17 protein-coding genes are annotated in these 17,311 nt (G+C 43.8%); 13 read left to right on the plus strand and 4 right to left on the minus strand.

Going from position 1 to position 17,311, the window contains the following annotated elements; all coding sequences use genetic code 11:
* Window positions 1-85: 85 nt before the first annotated feature.
* The 7 genes from MTF70_RS03585 (at window position 86) to MTF70_RS03615 (ending at window position 9,638) form a co-directional block, all read left to right on the plus strand.
* The gene (locus MTF70_RS03585; RefSeq protein ID WP_205461380.1) at window positions 86-454 is read left to right on the plus strand and encodes a hypothetical protein; all 369 of its coding nucleotides are present in this window, start codon (window positions 86-88) and stop codon (window positions 452-454) included.
* 9 nt (window positions 455-463) lie between these two features.
* On the plus strand, window positions 464-1,813 hold the full coding sequence (locus MTF70_RS03590; protein ID WP_033906830.1) for an HlyD family type I secretion periplasmic adaptor subunit: 1,350 nt from the start codon (window positions 464-466) through the stop codon (window positions 1,811-1,813).
* 3 nt (window positions 1,814-1,816) lie between these two features.
* A complete protein-coding gene (locus MTF70_RS03595; RefSeq protein WP_205461347.1) occupies window positions 1,817-4,048 on the plus strand; it encodes a response regulator in 2,232 nt (743 codons plus the stop codon).
* Window positions 4,023-5,447: a TolC family protein gene (locus MTF70_RS03600; protein ID WP_053307835.1), complete on the plus strand. Its 1,425-nt coding sequence runs from the start codon at window positions 4,023-4,025 to the stop codon at window positions 5,445-5,447. Before MTF70_RS03595 ends, MTF70_RS03600 begins: the two co-directional genes overlap by 26 nt.
* Window positions 5,437-7,023, plus strand: a complete 1,587-nt coding sequence (locus tag MTF70_RS03605) for an ATP-binding cassette domain-containing protein (protein ID WP_205461345.1) — start codon at window positions 5,437-5,439, stop codon at window positions 7,021-7,023. Before MTF70_RS03600 ends, MTF70_RS03605 begins: the two co-directional genes overlap by 11 nt.
* Window positions 7,020-9,158: an ATP-binding cassette domain-containing protein gene (locus tag MTF70_RS03610; RefSeq protein WP_205461335.1), complete on the plus strand. Its 2,139-nt coding sequence runs from the start codon at window positions 7,020-7,022 to the stop codon at window positions 9,156-9,158. The genes MTF70_RS03605 and MTF70_RS03610 overlap by 4 nt, the downstream gene beginning before the upstream one ends.
* A gap of 105 nt (window positions 9,159-9,263) precedes the next feature.
* Window positions 9,264-9,638 (plus strand): hypothetical protein, encoded by a 375-nt coding sequence (locus MTF70_RS03615; RefSeq protein ID WP_205461324.1) that lies wholly within the window; start codon window positions 9,264-9,266, stop codon window positions 9,636-9,638.
* Between the two features lie 26 nt (window positions 9,639-9,664).
* Here MTF70_RS03615 and MTF70_RS03620 read toward each other — a convergent pair whose 3' ends face one another.
* From MTF70_RS03620 to MTF70_RS03630, 3 genes are all read right to left on the minus strand, one after another.
* A complete protein-coding gene (locus MTF70_RS03620; RefSeq protein WP_017635872.1) occupies window positions 9,665-10,555 on the minus strand; it encodes a sigma-70 family RNA polymerase sigma factor in 891 nt (296 codons plus the stop codon).
* A gap of 328 nt (window positions 10,556-10,883) precedes the next feature.
* Complete coding sequence (locus MTF70_RS03625) at window positions 10,884-12,326, minus strand: sensor domain-containing diguanylate cyclase (protein WP_054865868.1); 1,443 nt, start codon at window positions 12,324-12,326, stop codon at window positions 10,884-10,886.
* 194 nt (window positions 12,327-12,520) lie between these two features.
* Complete coding sequence (locus MTF70_RS03630; protein ID WP_017821594.1) at window positions 12,521-12,808, minus strand: ribosome alternative rescue factor ArfA; 288 nt, start codon at window positions 12,806-12,808, stop codon at window positions 12,521-12,523.
* A gap of 365 nt (window positions 12,809-13,173) precedes the next feature.
* Between MTF70_RS03630 and MTF70_RS03635 the strand changes: the two genes are divergently transcribed.
* The 4 genes from MTF70_RS03635 to MTF70_RS03650 all read left to right on the plus strand — a co-directional run bounded on the left by MTF70_RS03635 (window position 13,174) and on the right by MTF70_RS03650 (window position 15,018).
* Window positions 13,174-13,383 (plus strand): cold-shock protein, encoded by a 210-nt coding sequence (locus tag MTF70_RS03635; RefSeq protein ID WP_005375625.1) that lies wholly within the window; start codon window positions 13,174-13,176, stop codon window positions 13,381-13,383.
* Window positions 13,384-13,472: 89 nt separating this feature from the next.
* Entirely contained in the window at window positions 13,473-14,018 is a 546-nt protein-coding gene (locus MTF70_RS03640; protein WP_054865867.1) for a YaeQ family protein, read from the plus strand.
* On the plus strand, window positions 14,005-14,547 hold the full coding sequence (locus MTF70_RS03645; RefSeq protein WP_205461322.1) for a hypothetical protein: 543 nt from the start codon (window positions 14,005-14,007) through the stop codon (window positions 14,545-14,547). The genes MTF70_RS03640 and MTF70_RS03645 overlap by 14 nt, the downstream gene beginning before the upstream one ends.
* A 111-nt stretch (window positions 14,548-14,658) precedes the next feature.
* Window positions 14,659-15,018 (plus strand): glutaredoxin, encoded by a 360-nt coding sequence (locus MTF70_RS03650; RefSeq protein ID WP_053350481.1) that lies wholly within the window; start codon window positions 14,659-14,661, stop codon window positions 15,016-15,018.
* Window positions 15,019-15,209: 191 nt separating this feature from the next.
* On the opposite strand, the gene MTF70_RS03655 is transcribed toward MTF70_RS03650, so the two are convergent.
* Window positions 15,210-15,836 carry an OmpA family protein gene (locus MTF70_RS03655; RefSeq protein ID WP_205461320.1) on the minus strand — a complete coding sequence of 209 codons (627 nt, stop codon included), beginning with the start codon at window positions 15,834-15,836 and terminating at the stop codon, window positions 15,210-15,212.
* A gap of 282 nt (window positions 15,837-16,118) precedes the next feature.
* Here MTF70_RS03655 and MTF70_RS03660 point away from each other — a divergent pair, with 282 nt between their 5' ends.
* Both MTF70_RS03660 and MTF70_RS03665 read left to right on the plus strand, forming a co-directional pair.
* Window positions 16,119-16,751, plus strand: a complete 633-nt coding sequence (locus tag MTF70_RS03660; protein WP_205461318.1) for a thiol:disulfide interchange protein DsbA/DsbL — start codon at window positions 16,119-16,121, stop codon at window positions 16,749-16,751.
* A 13-nt stretch (window positions 16,752-16,764) separates the two neighbouring features.
* On the plus strand, window positions 16,765-17,238 hold the full coding sequence (locus MTF70_RS03665) for an FKBP-type peptidyl-prolyl cis-trans isomerase (RefSeq protein WP_005375638.1): 474 nt from the start codon (window positions 16,765-16,767) through the stop codon (window positions 17,236-17,238).
* The last annotated feature ends 73 nt before the right edge of the window (window positions 17,239-17,311 follow it).

Consider the following 17,311-nt stretch of genomic DNA (forward strand, 5'->3'; position numbering starts at 1 on the left):
TTTCGAGTTCCATAAAAACAAAAAAATTTGAAAACCCAGTATAAAGATCCTTACTTGTTGTCATTAAAGCAATTAGTGCGGTGGGATAATGATAAATATGACAAGTCTGTTGCGCTCAGTCGACAACAGCCATAAGGGGCTGCAATTGCTATTAGGCGATTTTTACCAAGATTTCAGTGATGCAGGGATTGATATTGAGATGCTGCATAAACAAAACCGTTTTGAAGCACTCAGATGTTATTCAAAAAGGCTAAAGACCATTCTCGTCTTGTTATGTGATGACGACTTACCACCAAAATTGGCAAAGCTTGAACACTTAAACAAACACCATTTCCCTGCTCCTAATGAATTGATCGAGGACGTTAAAACCGAGCTTAACAACGTAAACAAACAAATTAGCCAGCTGTTAAAAATCGAAAATTCAATCGATAGCCGCACAGGTAGTGAATCGTAGGGGTGGCTCATGAGTAATAAGCAAATAGAACATCACCTCAAAAAGGCACTCGTTTCGAACAACGAAGCTTCGAAGGTAACAGCAGACGATACAATCGTGCTAGCCAGTGCAATGACCAGCGTACACAAAACCTTGCTGGTTATCTTTTTGCTTTCCATGGTGGCTATCGCCGTGGCATCTCAGGCTCGTATCGACATTGTGGTGTCGGTGCGCGGTGAGCTATTGCTCGAATCTGACATCGAAAAAGTGCAACACCTTGAAGGCGGTATTCTAGAAGAAATGCTAGTACGCAAAGGCGAAGTGGTTTATGAAGGTCAGCCTATTGCACGCCTTCGCTCTCTGGATAGAAACACTCAACTTGATACGGTAAACACAGAGATCATTCAGCTTGAGCTAGACAAGATCCGTTACGAAAGCCTGCGCGATATGGTGGAACCCGATTTTTCTGCCTACATCGAAAAGTACCCAGAATTAGTGCAAGTCAACATGAATACCTGGCAGCAAGAATTTTCTAAAAACCGTTCCAATGAAGAGTTGATCACTCACGATATCCAACATAAGAATTCGCTTATTGATTCAATGCTCAAGCGCCGTAAAAGCTCCGAGAACCAGCTCTCCTTGATACGCAAGCAGCTCAATATTAAGAACACCTTGTACAAAGAGGAAATGGCGTCTTACGTCGATGTTCTGAATATGCAGGTTCAAGAGTCAAACATGGTGCGTGAGATTGAAAACCTTGATGAGTCGGTCATGAATGAGCGCTTCCAACTCGACAAACTAGAGAAGCAGTACCGAGACTTGGTGGAGAATCGTAATGCCGAGTATCAAGCACAAATCATTCAAGCAAACAAGGACTTAAAGTTGAAACGTATATTACGTCCTCAACACTCAGATAAAGTGGATCGCCTCGTGGTTTACGCCCCTATTGACGGTGTAGTAGATAAAGTGCACTTCAACTTCCGCTCCGCTGTGATACCGCCAGGTGAAAGCATCGCGGACATTGCACCGATCAATAACGCCCTTCATGGAGAGGCGAAGATCCCGCGTAAAGACATGGGTTTTGTAGAAATCGGACAAGCGGTCAAAGTGAAGATGGATACCTACAACTTTGCCAAATACGGATTTTTGGAAGGTCGAATTGCATCGATCAGCCGTTCTTCTTATGAAGAAGAAGACGCTGAATTCTACCTCGCGGAAATCCAAATCAGTCAAAACTATCTAGAGCGCGGAGGCACACAATACAAGCTGTCCCCTTATATGGAGTTTACCGCAGACGTGAAAACAGGTTCACGCCGGGTTATCGAATACGCAGCGAAGCCGGTTATGTCGGCTATCGAAGACGCATTCGATGAGAGGTGATGGATGAGTAGTAAGCCTTCTTACAATATTTCCGTTCCTGTTATGCGCCTAAGCATTGCTTTCAGCTTGATGCTGGCTGCCCTCGCCTTTTATTTGTATATCTCTTGGGACAAAGTGGATTCAGTCGAGAAAGTGCAAAACGCGCCTCTTTTGGTTCAAGCTCAACAGCTCAACCAAACTATCGAGTTTGATATTCAAACGCTTCAACGCTGTTTAAGCGCACGTTATTGCAGTACAACAGAGCTTGATTTTGAGGTTCTGAAAGACGAAATTGACCAATTTAAGTCGCTCGCGTCACTCAACAAAACCGAGTTTAGCTTGGTGGGCGCGACCGAATACACGCAGCTTGAACTGGCAATCAATCGCTTCTCAGACAGCCAAAAAACACGCGACGATGTGTTGGCACTGTACCTCTCGCTCACCAATAACTACCTACAAATGGACGACAACTATCGCACCATGTTTAACAACCATGCGAGCGACCTAATGATGGAGAAAAACGAGTTCTTCATTTGGTTGTTTATGGTCGTTGTTGTGTTGGTTGGTATCGCCGTTCTATCGAACTTGGTGGCAATCCTTAAACTGAAAAAATCCAGCTCGAATGAGCGTGACATTGACCAAGAGTTCGATGGGCTTTACCAAGAGCTCAAACAACTGGATTTACAAAGGCTGGAAGAGTTGCTGAACGAAGTGAGCATCAATCCGAAGCAGCGTCAGATCTACTCTCACCTAAAACTGATTTTCAGCAAACTCGAAGAGCAAAAACGCAATAACGATCTCTACAAACAACTCTATGCTCTGATTGGTTACGAGATTCGTGGCATCACCAACACCATTAACGGTGGGGTGCAATATCTTGTACAAGAGACCGATGATAGCGGCGTGTTGATGGCGCAAGATATAACCTCGGCTGCCAATACCCTGTCTGAATTGGCAGAGAACTACAACCGACTCATTTCACAAGGAACCGAGAGCAAATCGAAAGAGTTTTCACTGCTGAATGTGCTGTCTGAATTGATGATTCACATCAGTTCCAAAGTGCAGCGAAATGAAGGTGAGCTAGACTGCTTTATCTCAGATAACTTACCAAACCGTGTTGAAGGACAATCCACCAGCTTATTCTGGGTGTTGTTCCTACAGCTATCAAATGCCATCCAACTCAAAGCCGACAAGAAACTGTTTGTCACCATTGAATCAGGTGCGGCGTCAGACATTGAAAATACCCGTCTGACCATCAATCTAAACTTCTTAACCACGCTGGATGTGCCGCTTGCCAAGCTCAATACCCTACACTGGAGCGACCATAAACAGCACACTGCAACCAAAGACGATTTGGCGAAAAGCGTGTTGAAAGATTATGGCTATTACGAGAGCCATTGGTATCAATCGGGCAATCAGGAACGTTTTCAAATTCAGCTCGATTTGAAAGCCAAAAGCTTCCACACCGAGAAAACTCGCTTCGACAATAAGCGCCTATTACTGTGTGCCAACTCTCAGCTGCGCATTGATGTGATGAACAAAATGTTAGTCAACTTGGGCTTAGAGATTACGCCAATTCGAACGCCGAACGAACTCTTCTCTGCGGCAAAAACCTTTGGCGAATACGATGCCATCATGCTGACCGACACGTTCGAGCCAAACAAGCTGCCCTCACTGAGCAAAACGGTGAAATCGCAACTGCGCAATCACCCGAACACCAAGTTGCTGCTTTCGGTCACTAGCACTCAGCAAGCACAAGAGAGCCATACCTTTGTCGACAAGATTCTGAACTCCCCTGCGATCCCGTATGAGTTCATCCCTAACCTATTGGCAATCATGGAAGCGGAAGCCTCAGAAGATCAGATGGAGAACAGCTCATTCCTAATTGTGGAAGATGACCGTGTTCAACAGATTCTACTCAAACGTATTTTGAGCAAGCAAGAATATGAAGCCGACACCGTTGGCGATGGCGCAGACGCTGTTCAGCACTTCATGAATCAGCGCTCGGACATCATTTTTATGGACTGCATCATGCCTGGCATGGGCGGTATTGAAGCAACCAAACGCATTCGACAATACGAACAAGAGAGCGGACAACACCCTTGCACCATCATAGGCGCGACAGCATTGACCAGTAGTAATGAACACCAAGCTTGTATCGAAGCTGGAATGGATTACGTGATCAGCAAACCTTATAAAAACGACGAAATCATCAAGGTGATCAACAAGTATGTGGCGGTACAGAAACTTAACTAGCTGCGTATTGGCAGCGCTTACATTGAGCAATGCTCCTTCGGCAATGGCGACCACCTTGCTTGAGGCGGTCAAGCTCGGCTTGGAAAACAATTTATCTCTGCGCGCTAGTGACAAAGGCGTGGAGGAAAACGAATACAACATCGACATTAGCCGTTCTAAGTTTCTACCCTCTTTAAACGGTGCCGCTGATACTACATGGAATGAAAACGAGACCATATTAACGGGAACACCGGATACACGTTCTAGCTACAACTCGAACAGCTACAGCGTGTCTTTATCCCAATCGGTGTTTAACCTTGGTGACATCTTTAAATACGGCACCGCGAAGCTTGATTTCAACATTGAAGAAATCAAACACGAGAACAAAATCCAGAGCACCATTTCTGAAATCGCGACGCAATATTTCGAATACCTGAAAAACAACGCGCAAATCAAAGCCACCCAAGTAGAACTTAAATCGTCTGAAACACGTGAGCGCCAAATGCGTCGCAACGTGGAACTTGGCAACACTGCGGCGAGCGAGTTGTATGAGGTAATTGCCCAGAAAGAAGGCATTGCCAATCGCTTAAGAACCTTAGAGAAAGACCGGCGCGTAATTTTGAACGGTTTAGAGATTCAAGTTCAATACCCAGTCACCCCATCACAGGACATCTACGAAAGCGTGCCCTTGGCGGAAATCAGCGAATCCGAACAACGTGAGATTCTTGAACAAGCTTTGAAGCTCAATAACGACTTATTGGTTGCGAAGAAAACCGTCGAGCGCAGCCGAAGAGGCTTGAAAGAAAGCGGTTCAAACTTTGTGCCGACCGTATCGCTCTCTGCCAGTTACCGCTACGACGATGCGAACAACTATGACCGAACCGACCCAACCGCAACAGGGGACAGTAACTCCACCAGCGTCGGTTTGAACTTGAATGTGCCGATTTTCTCCGGCGGTTCGGATTACTACGGTTATCAAAAATCGTCAACTGCTATCGAGCGAACCGAGTTGCTGTACCAAGATTCGTTGTTCACTACGCGCAATAGCGTTAACACCTCGGTGCTCAACATTAATGACTTCTCCCGTGCTATTAGCAGTTACGAGAACATCATCCGAGCCAACTACGCTTCCTACAAAGGCATTCAACGCGCTTACCAGCTTGGTACGCGAACCATTACCGACTTACTGGCAGCAGAAAGTAAACTGTTTAGCGCACTACGTGATTACGAGAGCGCGCGCTATGACTACATCATTGAATCGATCAATCTTGAGCAAATCAAAGGCATGCTATCGGTTCAATCTATCGAAAGCATCATGCAGTTGATGAGTGATATCGAAGGCAGAAGCAATCAAGACTTAGTTCCAAAACACCTTCTCTCCAAACCATCGATTAAGAAAGGAGGTCGCAATGCAAACTGAGCATTTTTCCCAGAAGATTAACTTTGCTGACAAGTGTTACCTGACTTTCTCAACGGTCATCTCGACGCTGTTTGGTTTAGTACTGCCCTTTTCGATTCTGATTATCTTTGACCGAGTTTTACCTAACCAAGCTAAAGACACGCTGTTTCTTCTGTTTGCCATTATCTTGATCACCATCTTCCTCGACTATCACTTAAAGAATCAGGAAGAGAAGATTTCGTCGGTGATCATGAAGCAGTTCGAAACCAACCTAACCAACAAGGTGTTTCAATCCATCTGTTTGGCTGAGATATCGAAGTTTCGTCGCCTAGAACCCGGTGAATACCTAGAGCGTATTGCTACCATTCCAGAGATTAAATCCTTCTTTGGCGGAGAATCTGTACGGGCATTGATCAACCTTGCAGTCAGCATACTGACCATTCTGATTATCGGTCTGATCAACATCTGGGCTGGGGTGACCATCTTACTTGCCTCCATCGTTTTGGCCGTGTTCGCACTCAGCCTTTCCAAGCAAAAGATCAACAGCCTAGAGAACAAATCCGACATCGAAGGCTTAACCACCTCAAAAATCATCGAGATCATCTCTAGCCCGCTCGATATCAAAGCGCGCAATATGGAATATCGCGTTGAGAGCTTGATGACACAAATGGTGGAAGAGCGTGAAGTCGAGAACATCAAATACGAGCAAATTGAATCAAACTTCAACCTTATCTTGTCGCTCATACAACAGCTCTCCATCGCTTGTGTGGTGGTGGTTTTGGCAACGGCAGTTATCAACATGCAATCGAGCCAAGGCATCATGGCTGCCATCATCATGCTTACCAACCGCTACTTCGCGCCATACCAGCAAGTAATGCGCACGGTGAGTCGATGGGAGTTGAACAAGCTTCATATTCAACGTATCGCCGAGCTGCTTGAACTTGCTGCATCTGTAGAACAACAAAATGACACTACAGAAGTCGAGCGCATCTCGGTGAAGTATTCGGAAAAACAACGCATCGAGTTTGAACGTGGTCAGGCTTACTTGCTGACGGGGAAAAGCGGCGCAGGTAAAACCCACCTCGCCAATTGCATTACGCGGCAAAACACCGACAGCAAGCTCGATATCCAAATCAACGAGACACCGCTCGATGACGTCAACTACAACGTCTGGCGTAATAGCGTGCTCATGGTCGACAAAACCAGTTCGTTCGTCGAAGGCACCATCATCGACAACTTGACTTGTTTCCGCCCGAGCTTAAATAACACGGCATTTGCGCTTTGCGAAACCATGAACATCAAGGCACAAATCGATGCCCTTCCCGCTGGTTTTTACACCGAGCTTAAAGGACATTTACGCAACCCATTCTCGCGCCAAGTCGCTTATGCCTTGTTGTTAGTGCGTGCCTTACTCGCGAACAAACGTGTGTTGATCTTCGACGACATCGACTGTGTTTATGATGACGACTTTGCTCGATTGGTTTTGACCAGCACCGCCTATCGCGCCAACGACAAAATCCTCATCATCGTCAGCAACAAGATGGACAAACTCAATCATCGCCTCAAACGCGTCAAACTTACCGGAGGTGACCAATGAGTATTTTGGTTGATTTTAACAATGTCCCTCAGCGCTTGTTGGACTTTGAGGCTCGCAGTTATGACGAGCGATACAATGAGTCACCTTTGATTCGTGGTTTAGCTTACACCCTCATAGCGCTTGAATGGGAAGGCACGCCTTCTATCCTCAGTGACGCTTTTATCCCTAAACCAAAAGACAGCGACAGTTTTATCGCTACGATTGAACGCCTTGGTTACCGTTGTGACGTCACCAAACTAAAAACGTTGGAGCACATCGAGGGGCATCCTCATCCTTGTTTTATCGAGATAGAAAACCTCACTGCGATTTTCTTGGGCACTAAAGACGGCAAACTGATCCTGTTTGATTACACAAATAACAACACCATTGAATACCCGCTCTGCAAGAAGCCGTGCTTGTTGGTCTCGATCAGCGAATACTCCCGCTTATTCCGAGAACCGCCACCTGAATCTCAAGACCGCAGTAACTGGATTAAATACGCGTTTTATCGCTACAACAATGAACTCAAAAGCCTGATTATTCTCAGCTTCGTGGTCAGCATTCTCGGCGCACTCCAGCCCTTTTTTATTATGAGTGTGTACAACTTCGCCTTAACCTCTAGCTCGCAAGCCACGCTTTATTGGCTCACGTTATTTGCTGTGATTGTTGGGTTCTCGGAATACTTTTTCAAGACAATGCGGGTCAACATCATCGCCACATCAGGAAAGGATTTGGCGGTGCATATTTCTCAAAACGTAATATCCAAACTGTTGTGGCTTCCTTATTCGATGACATCTACCGCTGGTGTCTCTTCTCAGTTAGCACGATTGAAGGACATCGACACTTTCCGCCGTTTGGTAACCGCAGAGTCAACATTAAGCTACTTCGACATGCCGTTTGTTATCGTATTCATTATTGCCATTGCTCTTATGTCTGGTACCGCGGCGCTAGTCGTTATGGCGGGGTTAATTCTAATGTTAGTGTTCTGTGTTTATTCTCGTTACATCTACTCGCAAGCCACGTCCAAGAGCTCTCGCGCCAACGCCATGGTTTCTTACCAATGGAATGAGATTCTTCGTGGTATAAAAACCATCCAAGGCTTGCCATTGTTGCGTGTTATTCAGTCCCGCTTTAGCGCATCGCATTTACAAAGCACCAACGATGCAGAACATGTTTCAGTGACTAATAGCAGGGTTCAGGCAGCAGGCGGAAGTTTGATTCAGGTTATTGGTACCGCAAGTATCGTCGCGGCCGTTATCGGCGTGATGGACGGCACCTCCGATGCAGGTGCAATGCTCGCTACCGTAATTTTAGTCTGGAAGGCGTTGGGGCCTATTATGGGCATCTACAACTCTATTTCTAAGTTCCAATCCATTAAGGCGTCTTCTGCGCAAATCAACAACCTTATGGCGATGAACGACGATAAGCTAACGTTAGAGAAAAGCCCCCCTATTCGCCTATTTCAAGGTAGTATCGTCGGCTCTGGTGTGAGCCATCGTTATAGTGGTGCGGCAACAGGCTTAACTAATCTTGGTTTTAAAATTCCACCGGGCGCAAAAGTCGTGATTTGTGGACCAACAGGTTGCGGTAAAACGACGCTCATCTCTATTATCGCTGGGCTAGAGGAACGCTATCAAGGCTCAGTTTCGGTGGACGGTTATAACATCAAACAGTTCAACAGTTACCGCTATCGAACCTCGATTAACTACATCCCGTTTAACCTGCATATTTTTGAAGGCTCCTTGGAGACTAACTTCATCTTGCATAATGGGTTAATCCCAACAGAAAAAATGCGTGAAATGGTGAGTTTCTTTGAGCTCGATACATGGTTGCCACAAGGCCTGGACACTCAATTGAGCGTTGATATCTGTAAAAGTTTACCAAATGGTATTCAACAAAGACTGCGGCTCGCATTAGGGCTAGGTAACTGCGAACAATCTTTGATTATCATTGACGAGCCATTTAATGGTGCAGAGCAAGAAAACTCGCACTACTTCAAGCGGTTATTCAGCGACAAACTACTCAATAAGACCGTTATTTTCTCAACGAATGATCCGGGCATGATCTCTACTTCCAATATGAGCTTAGTCTTGGAGCCAGATGGCAACTTGAAGTATTTCGGGTTAACCGATAAGTACTTAAAAAGTCTAAGTTAAGTTCGGAATGTGGTGTGGTTCATCATTCATACTTAAGCACGGTCATTGACAAAAATGTAAACGATGAGACTATTTACTCTGTAAGCACGTACACTAAGGAATCCGATGTATACATTTGTTGCAGACAAATTGGATGTGGTTTATTTATCAACAATACCAGAAAACTACCAGTTACAAGACTTCGATGTGCCTGAAGAAGAACTCGAAATTCATGAAATTGTAGAGGTATGGTATGAGTGTGCGTTTCTTCCTGACTTTAACCTTCAACACATCGACATCGAAAACAAAACTGCATTAGTCGAGACACAAGCGCAAGTCGTAAACAACTACACAAGTACGCTCGCTTTTTTACTCAAAAGTCGTGCTTATCGCGCAGCACTTAACCGATTATTGAGTGTATGGAGATTGGAGTCAGCAGCTAAAGCACAGCTTGAGCTGCTGTTACTTACGGAAGAACAGAGTAGCAAGCCAGTAAATTAATCGGCTAGGATAAGGGGCTAAAAATCTTAAACCCAACCATCGAATCGGAGACGTTTCTGCACGCGTTCAACCGCCTCTATCTGCATCTGACGAACACGCTCGTTAGATACGTTTAATAACAGGCCTATTTCCGACAAGGTTTTCACTCTCTGGTCAAATAATCCGAATCGATGGATCAAGACTTTCTGCAACTTAGTTGGCAAAGTTTTAATAATATTTTCAATAGCTTGAGTAAAGCACTGGTTTTCACAGTCTTGTTGTGGATCTGGCGTATACTCACTTTCACACAGTTCAAGAACAAATGGAACACGATGTAGGTCCGCCGTGGTCGATACATCAATAAAACCACTTAGAGCAACAAGTTCATCTATGCGCTCTGCTTTCACCCCTGAGCAGCGTGAGAGTTCAGAAATAGACAACTCCTTGCTCTCACTTTTTGACGCATCGAGCTTTTTTAAAGCCAGGCTATTTATCTCTTTGCACACATGAGCAGGTAAACGTACCGTGCGGCCATTGTTCATTAATGCCGCTTCTATATTCTCGCGAATCCACCATACCGCATAAGTAGAAAAACGGTAGCCTGGCTCAGGATCGAACTTATCTACCGCTTTTATCAAACCAATATTACCTTCTTCTATTAAATCGAGCAGAGTAAAGTTATTGCCTGGCCGTTTGAGGTAACCTTTTGCGATTTTCACAACAAGTCGAAGATTAGACTCAATTAACATTTCGCGCGCTTCTTCATCACCAGCTCGATTAAGTTTGGCGTAATGCAACTCCTCTTCACGAGACAACAAATCAATGCCCACAATATCTTTGAGATAGTGAGCATAAGGGTCTTTCCCAACTGACAACGATTCTTTCATTGACAGTTCATCCGTGACAGCTCGGAACCTAGCAAAGCATTCGTTGTTCATTCCCCGTCCTTCTCAAGCCAACTTATTTCTTATCTTCTTTAATTGTTTTTGTACAACACTGTATGCATCATGCTTTATATGCATTACTTTACACTGAGTGTAGACAGGGGTTCTGATCTTTACCAAGAAATCACTTATCACTTTAAAACAATTACTGCTTCTATGATAAAAACGTGAGCAGGCGGGGGTTTATATATATGAAAGTGATAGTATTTGTACGCAAATTGGCCTCAAAGAAAACAACGCAACGTGATCGTCAACGCTTACCACCTTACTCTGACTAAAACTTTGAGGCTTGAGGATGGTTTGAAGTATCAGTTGAATTAGCCTAATTCACTTGACGAAGCGCAGGTTGAAGCTGACAGTCTGTTATAACTTGGAAAACTGCACGATTCTTTCCTTCAGACTTACCTTGATACATCAACTCGTCAGCATCTTGCAAGCTCACGATGTGGGTAAACTCAGGATAGTAAGCACAGCCCAAACTGATACTCAAATGAATTGCTTGTCCGCCCAGTATAACAGGCTGATCGTAAACGGCTTTACAAAGCATATTGGCAAAATTGAGCGCTTCTCGCTCTGACAGAGAAGACGTAACAAGTGCGAACTCTTCTCCTCCAATTCTCGCCAATGTCATTCGGTCATCAGTCATCGACTTAGCGGCTTCTGCGATGGCAACTATTGTTCGGTCTCCAGCAAGGTGGCCATATCGATCATTGATTGATTTAAAATCATCAATATCAAACACCATCACCGTTAAGTTTCGCTTCAAATGATTCAGTAGCGCCAATTGCTCAATCAGGTGTCTACGGTTGTATAGCTTTGTGAGAGAATCCGTCAACGTCATCTCCAGCAATTGCTGATTGGCAATCGTTAATTGCCTTGTCCGAAGAGCAACCATACGTTTGAGAGCAAAAATATGATAAAGCGTTGCGACCGCCATAATGAAAATAGCAATAGGGAAAAGATAAAGTGGATAAACCGTTTTCACCACACTCCAACGGGTGAGGATCCGCTCACGATCCGTATCGATGACTTTTTCAAACGCTCGTGATACCTCTAAAATGGAAGTTGCACTGTGCATTCCTGCTGCAATCCGAAGATCTTTACTATATAAGCTAATTGTCGGGACAAACATACCCGCTCCCGGCGTGGTTGCCATATAAAAGTTAGCAACTTGCAGGTCTGCAACGAAGTACAGCACCTTTTTATCGACGGCGGCTTGTATCATCGAATCATTGTTAATGTATTCTGCGATAGGTGCATTCGGGTAATTCGTCTGAACAAACTCAGACTCGTAACTTCCTTTAACAACGCCAATTGGCAGCGTCATTTCGCCAATTAAAACACTCCTGATATCAACCGAAAGTACATCTTTATTTACGTACAATTTGGTTTGGACAGGCATTATGACTGCGCCAAAGTCCATATACTTCGCTCTTTCGGGCGAGTAGACAAGTCCTCCGTGAAAGTCAGCCTTACCCTCTTTTACGGCTTGTAAAGAAGCATCCCAATCCAAAAGGAGAAACTGAACGTCGATTTGGTTGTTCGCCGCGTACTCTTTCCAAAAGTCGATTAAAATACCTTTAGGTTCACCATCTGGGCTAAGATAAGAGAACGGCTTCCACGCTTTGGAGTTAGCAACAATTAAAGAATGAGACTCTGATTTGTGCGCATGCGCCATCGGACAAATGGACAGCCACAGTAGTAATAAAGAAGCACACGCTTTTTTACATTTGCAACCATAAGTACCATAACTCGTCGATGACATACCTACTTCTCACCAGTCTTTTTAAACCATAATCTCGGCTGTTTGATTAGACTAAAGATATAGTAGAGTTGCATAATACAGGAAGTGACGCTTATTGATATGAATCTAACTTAGTAAGTTTTAGTACTTAATTGGTACTTTCAACGCTTGGTTCGTTGAAGCAGTTGAAGCAGTACATGATAAATTAGGAAAACTTATCTGGTACTAAAAAATTGAATATCATCAGTTTTGCAAACACCTAGTACCAATAAAAAAGCCCTATTCAAAATCCACCTTGGGGAGAACTTTGAATAGGGCTCTTTGCCTCTATGCTTCATTTTACGGCTGAAGCTACCTTTACCTTTTTTCGCTTTAACGACTCGTGTTTGGAACAGCTGACTGGTAACAACCGCTTTTAACGCGTTGTCTTTGATTTCACCTCTGCCGAAGTCGGTCTCATGTTGTGAGCCACTCGGTTGAGGACTGATTTTACGCTTTGCCATAAATCCTCCTTAATGGTCGAACCAGATTGGACAATAATTATATAAATAAGTCAAATTTATAGATTTAGTTGAATTTTATGCTAAAAAACTTCACATCACCGTCATTTATTTGAAATTTAATCAAAAACATGCTGGTTAAATAGTGACTAAATACAAATATTTGTCCATAAAGCACTAATATATGTTGACTCTTCGTGGAATTAACCTAGACTCAAACACGGCTAGAAAGAAAGTTCTTTGTTTTCACATTTCGTTGGATTACTTGTAACCCGTCGTCCTGTGGTACGCAATAGCAATTTATTTTTCCACGCTATAAGCGCCGTTGAGGCGAAAGATTACATTATTTAGATATTTAGGAAATAGACATGTCTAACACAGCTACTGGCACAGTTAAGTGGTTCAACGAAACTAAAGGCTTCGGTTTCATTCAACAAGAAAACGGTCCTGACGTATTTGCTCACTTCTCTGCAATCACTGGTGACGGCTTCCGTACTCTAGTTGAAGGCCAGAAAGTAGAATTTGTTATCTCTCAAGGTCAAAAAGGCCCTCAAGCAGAGCAAATCAAAGTACTTTAATTCTTAAAGAATTTGATACGATAGCCAGCTTTTAAAGCTGGCTATTTTTTTGCCTAAAACTTATTTTGCCAACAAAACGATATAAATCTATGGCTCTTAAACCAACCATTTACAAATTTCGTATAGCCATTTCCGATATGAATAATGACTATTACGATTCTAAAAATCTAACTATCGCCCTTCACCCTTCTGAAAAGCCGCAACGAATGTTGGCTCGCATTCTAGCTTACTGTTTAAATGCTCAAATCAATCTAGAGTTTACAAAAGGACTCTCTACGATTGAAGAGCCTGATTTATGGCATGTTGGCGATGATCAAAGCATTACTCACTGGATTGAAATTGGCGAACCAGAACCAGACAGAATTAAGAAAGCTTCTCGCCTCGCAAAGCATGTAAAAGTTTACACTTATAACACCAAAGCGGCTGTCTGGTGGGACAAAATGTCAGGAAAGTTCTCAATGCTTCCCGTCAACGTAGAGAGCTTTGACTATGACGCTATCGACTTGATTTGTCAGCACCTTGACCGAGGTACTAGCCTTTCTGTTATGATTACTGGCAGCTCAATTTTTGTTGATATCAATGATCAACATATCGAAGTAACGGTGAAGGAACTAAAAAACCATGACGTCTCTTAGTGAACTGAGTCAAGAGATGGGATTTGAAGAAATCCTCTTTGTTAAAGAACATAAAGCAGCAAAGCGACGTTGGTTAAAAGAACAGTCACAACTATTTACAAAAGTTTGTGAGAACAAACCCACAACAGCACCTACTCTTCACCTGCTTGGCCTTTTGACCAAATCACATATTGAAGCAAGTGCTAACTACGAGCAACATGCTCACTCTACCCAGCGTATGCAGCAAGTTCTGACTGACTCCTTGGGTAATGAGCTCGCGGATAAGTTTACTAACCAATCTGCTGAAGACCTAATCTTAGTCACCCACCTTTGGTTATACACGCAAGGCTATTTAAATATGGATTTCAGCTTGGCGCACGATCATGCCGAGCAGACTCAAAATACATTGCAGCATGAGCTTGTCATAAAACGCATGGACGTTGATGCATTCATAACCGAACTCATGCAAAGTTTTTATCAAGGTAAAGAAGCCCGTCCGGCTTCAGCAAGTGGCTTTTGGGGTTGGTTTAAACGCCTATTTTCCGCATAAAATACATGGTTTTATCCATTTCAAACAACTGATAGACTTCACGTTCAGTGCAACAAGCATCATGATTGCATTCTTAAAGGACAATTACCCAATGAACATCAAGGGATCATTATGAAGTTTATCCGTTGGATTTTAGGCAAGGTTATCTTATTGCTGAACGTGGTGTTCTCACCTCGTGGTATTAAGCGCACCGCAGAAGAACAGCAACGTATTGATAAAAAAGCGAAACAATACGCACTTTACCAATTTGAAGCCTGCCCTTTTTGCGTAAAGGTCCGCCGTGCAATGAAGCGTCAATCGGTGAACATTGAGCTACGTGATGCAAAAAATAACCCGACTCATCGAGCTGAACTAGAGCAAGGTGGTGGGCGAGTTAAAGTCCCTTGTCTTCGTATCGAAAAAGATGGCGAGACACAGTGGTTATACGAGTCATCTGACATCGTCGCTTACGTTGAAAAAGAATTTGCCTAAGTTCCCCCTATGAACATTGGCGGATGTAAAAGAGGCACCTAACGGTGCCTCTTTTCTATTTTTTCTAGCTAGATGTTGCCGTGCGAGCTTTCCTTATTCAGTCTTCTTGCTCAACTCCGAACTTAAACTCCACTAAGCAAATAACGGGTATGCAAGAACAACACAACGAAGATTACCGCCCAACGTCTGCGTTATTCATCCACGATCAATGTTAGCTCTACGCGCCGATTGCAAGCTTTACCACTCGCTGTCGCATTGCTGCACTTCGGTACATACTCTCCGAAGCCTCTAGAAAACACTCGTTGACGTGGAATACTCGTCGCCAATAGTTGTTTTTCTACTTCACGAGCTCGCTTTTCAGATAGCGTGTCGTTGAAACTTTCAGCTCCCGTACTATCCGCATGACCATCAATCACGACATCAACATCAGTTCTTCCCGCCAGATAGTGACCAATGTTTCGAATCCAGTCTTGAGATTGAGCAGATAACCTTGCTGAGCCCGTTTGAAAATGCACTTGCTCTTTCAAACGTATCATCAGGTGGCCACCACTGAGCGTCTCGTGAGGAATGTTATGCCTGCTCAGGAACATTTCCAGAGAGGTCACGTTTTGCGACCTTTTTACTGACGCCCTCGCCGTTTGATATGAACGAGAGGAAGAAGCCACATTGGATACGCTCGGGTATCCCCACTCTGGGTGTCTCAGATCAGTGTTTGATTTAGGAGCTGTATCTAAAATGTTCCCACCTGGGACCATATCTTGATCGAGGCTGCTGCACCCGGCCAGAATGCCACAAACAATTAAAAACCAATGCTTCATACCATTACCAACGTAGAAAAACTCTTGTTCATTGTGTCGACAAAACACGCCGAATCTTTAGCGCTTTTGTTCACCGATTGGTTTGTCTATGCAGCGTTCATGCCACTGGAGTCAATGCAAAATCATCTCTCAAATAAAACGCAACACTAAAATACCCTACCCTTGCAGCCCATACGTCAGGCAAAGTCTGTTACCAATGGTCTCACTTTATTGTTATTTAATGGTTTTAGTCACTATCGTTAACCGATAAACTAACGCAAATTTCTCATTTAGAGCACTACTATGTTAAAAACCATATCGAAAGGCTTTGCTGTTGTTGTTGCCGTAATGGCTTTGTCGGCATGCGATAGCGGCAAGAGTCAGCCTCAGCAAGGCAAACAATACGAAGTTTTGCCAGTATCCCTTGAAGAATATGATTTAGCTCCCCTGACTGAAGCATTCTCTTTAACTTGTGGCCACTGCCGCTCAATGGAAGAGTTTGTCCCTCAAATTGAATCATTGACCGATCAAAGCGTTGAAAAAATGCATGTAACGTTCAATGAAAGTGCACAAGTGAGCGCCATCATCTTCTATACTGCCGTAATGCAGCTTGAATCAACACCAGATAAAGCGTTTATGGCAGATCTTTTTACTGCTGTGCAAATGGGTGCCGATGCAACGGCTGAGGAACGCCAAATCGCTGTTGAGAAAGCCTTTGAGTCTCGCAAACTTATCAGCCCTTACCATTTAGATGAAGCACAACAAAAAACGCTGTTTGAGTACATCACTAAGGTAGAAGCGATCACGACTCGCGGCCAAATTAACTCCGTTCCAGCCTTTATCGTAAACGGAAAATATCAAGTGATTACTGGTGGTCATGATAGCGTTGAAGCCATGGCAGAAACCATCAACTTTTTGCTAAAACAACCTAAATAGACAAGGAGATTACGTGTCTAAATTTTTGTTTCCTCTTATTATTTTTATTTTGGCGGGCTTTTTCATTTACCGTACTTGGACAAACCATAAAGTAGCAGATGAAAACTTTGCCAAAGGCCAAGCATTCTTACTAGAAAATGCGAAAAAAGAAGGCGTCATCACAACAGAAAGTGGCCTTCAATACATGGTTCTTGAAAAAGGCGAAGGTGAGGTTCACCCAACGGCAACAAGTAAAGTAAAAGTACACTACCACGGCACCTTGATTGATGGCACGGTATTCGATAGCTCTGTTAATCGTGGTGAGCCGATTTCATTTGGTCTTAACCAAGTCATTAAAGGCTGGCAAGAGGGTCTACAATACATGGTAGAAGGTGAGAAAATCCGCCTTTTCGTACCAAGCACGCTTGGCTATGGTAAGAGTGGCTCTGGCCCAATTCCACCAGCAAGTGTTTTGATCTTTGATGTTGAACTGCTAGAAATTCAATAAATCTAGAAAGCTTTATCTTAAAGCCAAAGTATCAAAACCAAAAACGCCGCGAACCACGCGGCGTTTTCTGTTT

The sequence above is a fragment of the Vibrio sp. 2CM40D genome (genome assembly GCF_023161825.1).
In the GTDB taxonomy this organism is placed as follows: domain Bacteria; phylum Pseudomonadota; class Gammaproteobacteria; order Enterobacterales; family Vibrionaceae; genus Vibrio; species Vibrio alginolyticus.

Bases quoted from the DNA above. Each gene is read 5' to 3' on its own strand.
- MTF70_RS03590 (WP_033906830.1), top strand. From the start codon at position 464: ATGAGTAATAAGCAAATAGAACATCACCTCAAAAAGGCACTCGTTTCG.
- MTF70_RS03610 (WP_205461335.1), top strand. From the start codon at position 7,020: ATGAGTATTTTGGTTGATTTTAACAATGTCCCTCAGCGCTTGTTGGAC.
- MTF70_RS03660 (WP_205461318.1), top strand. From the start codon at position 16,119: ATGTTAAAAACCATATCGAAAGGCTTTGCTGTTGTTGTTGCCGTAATG.
- MTF70_RS03600 (WP_053307835.1), top strand. From the start codon at position 4,023: ATGTGGCGGTACAGAAACTTAACTAGCTGCGTATTGGCAGCGCTTACA.
- MTF70_RS03605 (WP_205461345.1), top strand. From the start codon at position 5,437: ATGCAAACTGAGCATTTTTCCCAGAAGATTAACTTTGCTGACAAGTGT.
- MTF70_RS03630 (WP_017821594.1), bottom strand. From the start codon at position 12,808: ATGGCAAAGCGTAAAATCAGTCCTCAACCGAGTGGCTCACAACATGAG.
- MTF70_RS03655 (WP_205461320.1), bottom strand. From the start codon at position 15,836: ATGAAGCATTGGTTTTTAATTGTTTGTGGCATTCTGGCCGGGTGCAGC.
- MTF70_RS03640 (WP_054865867.1), top strand. From the start codon at position 13,473: ATGGCTCTTAAACCAACCATTTACAAATTTCGTATAGCCATTTCCGAT.
- MTF70_RS03635 (WP_005375625.1), top strand. From the start codon at position 13,174: ATGTCTAACACAGCTACTGGCACAGTTAAGTGGTTCAACGAAACTAAA.
- MTF70_RS03595 (WP_205461347.1), top strand. From the start codon at position 1,817: ATGAGTAGTAAGCCTTCTTACAATATTTCCGTTCCTGTTATGCGCCTA.
- MTF70_RS03620 (WP_017635872.1), bottom strand. From the start codon at position 10,555: ATGAACAACGAATGCTTTGCTAGGTTCCGAGCTGTCACGGATGAACTG.
- MTF70_RS03645 (WP_205461322.1), top strand. From the start codon at position 14,005: ATGACGTCTCTTAGTGAACTGAGTCAAGAGATGGGATTTGAAGAAATC.
- MTF70_RS03625 (WP_054865868.1), bottom strand. From the start codon at position 12,326: ATGTCATCGACGAGTTATGGTACTTATGGTTGCAAATGTAAAAAAGCG.
- MTF70_RS03650 (WP_053350481.1), top strand. From the start codon at position 14,659: ATGAAGTTTATCCGTTGGATTTTAGGCAAGGTTATCTTATTGCTGAAC.
- MTF70_RS03615 (WP_205461324.1), top strand. From the start codon at position 9,264: ATGTATACATTTGTTGCAGACAAATTGGATGTGGTTTATTTATCAACA.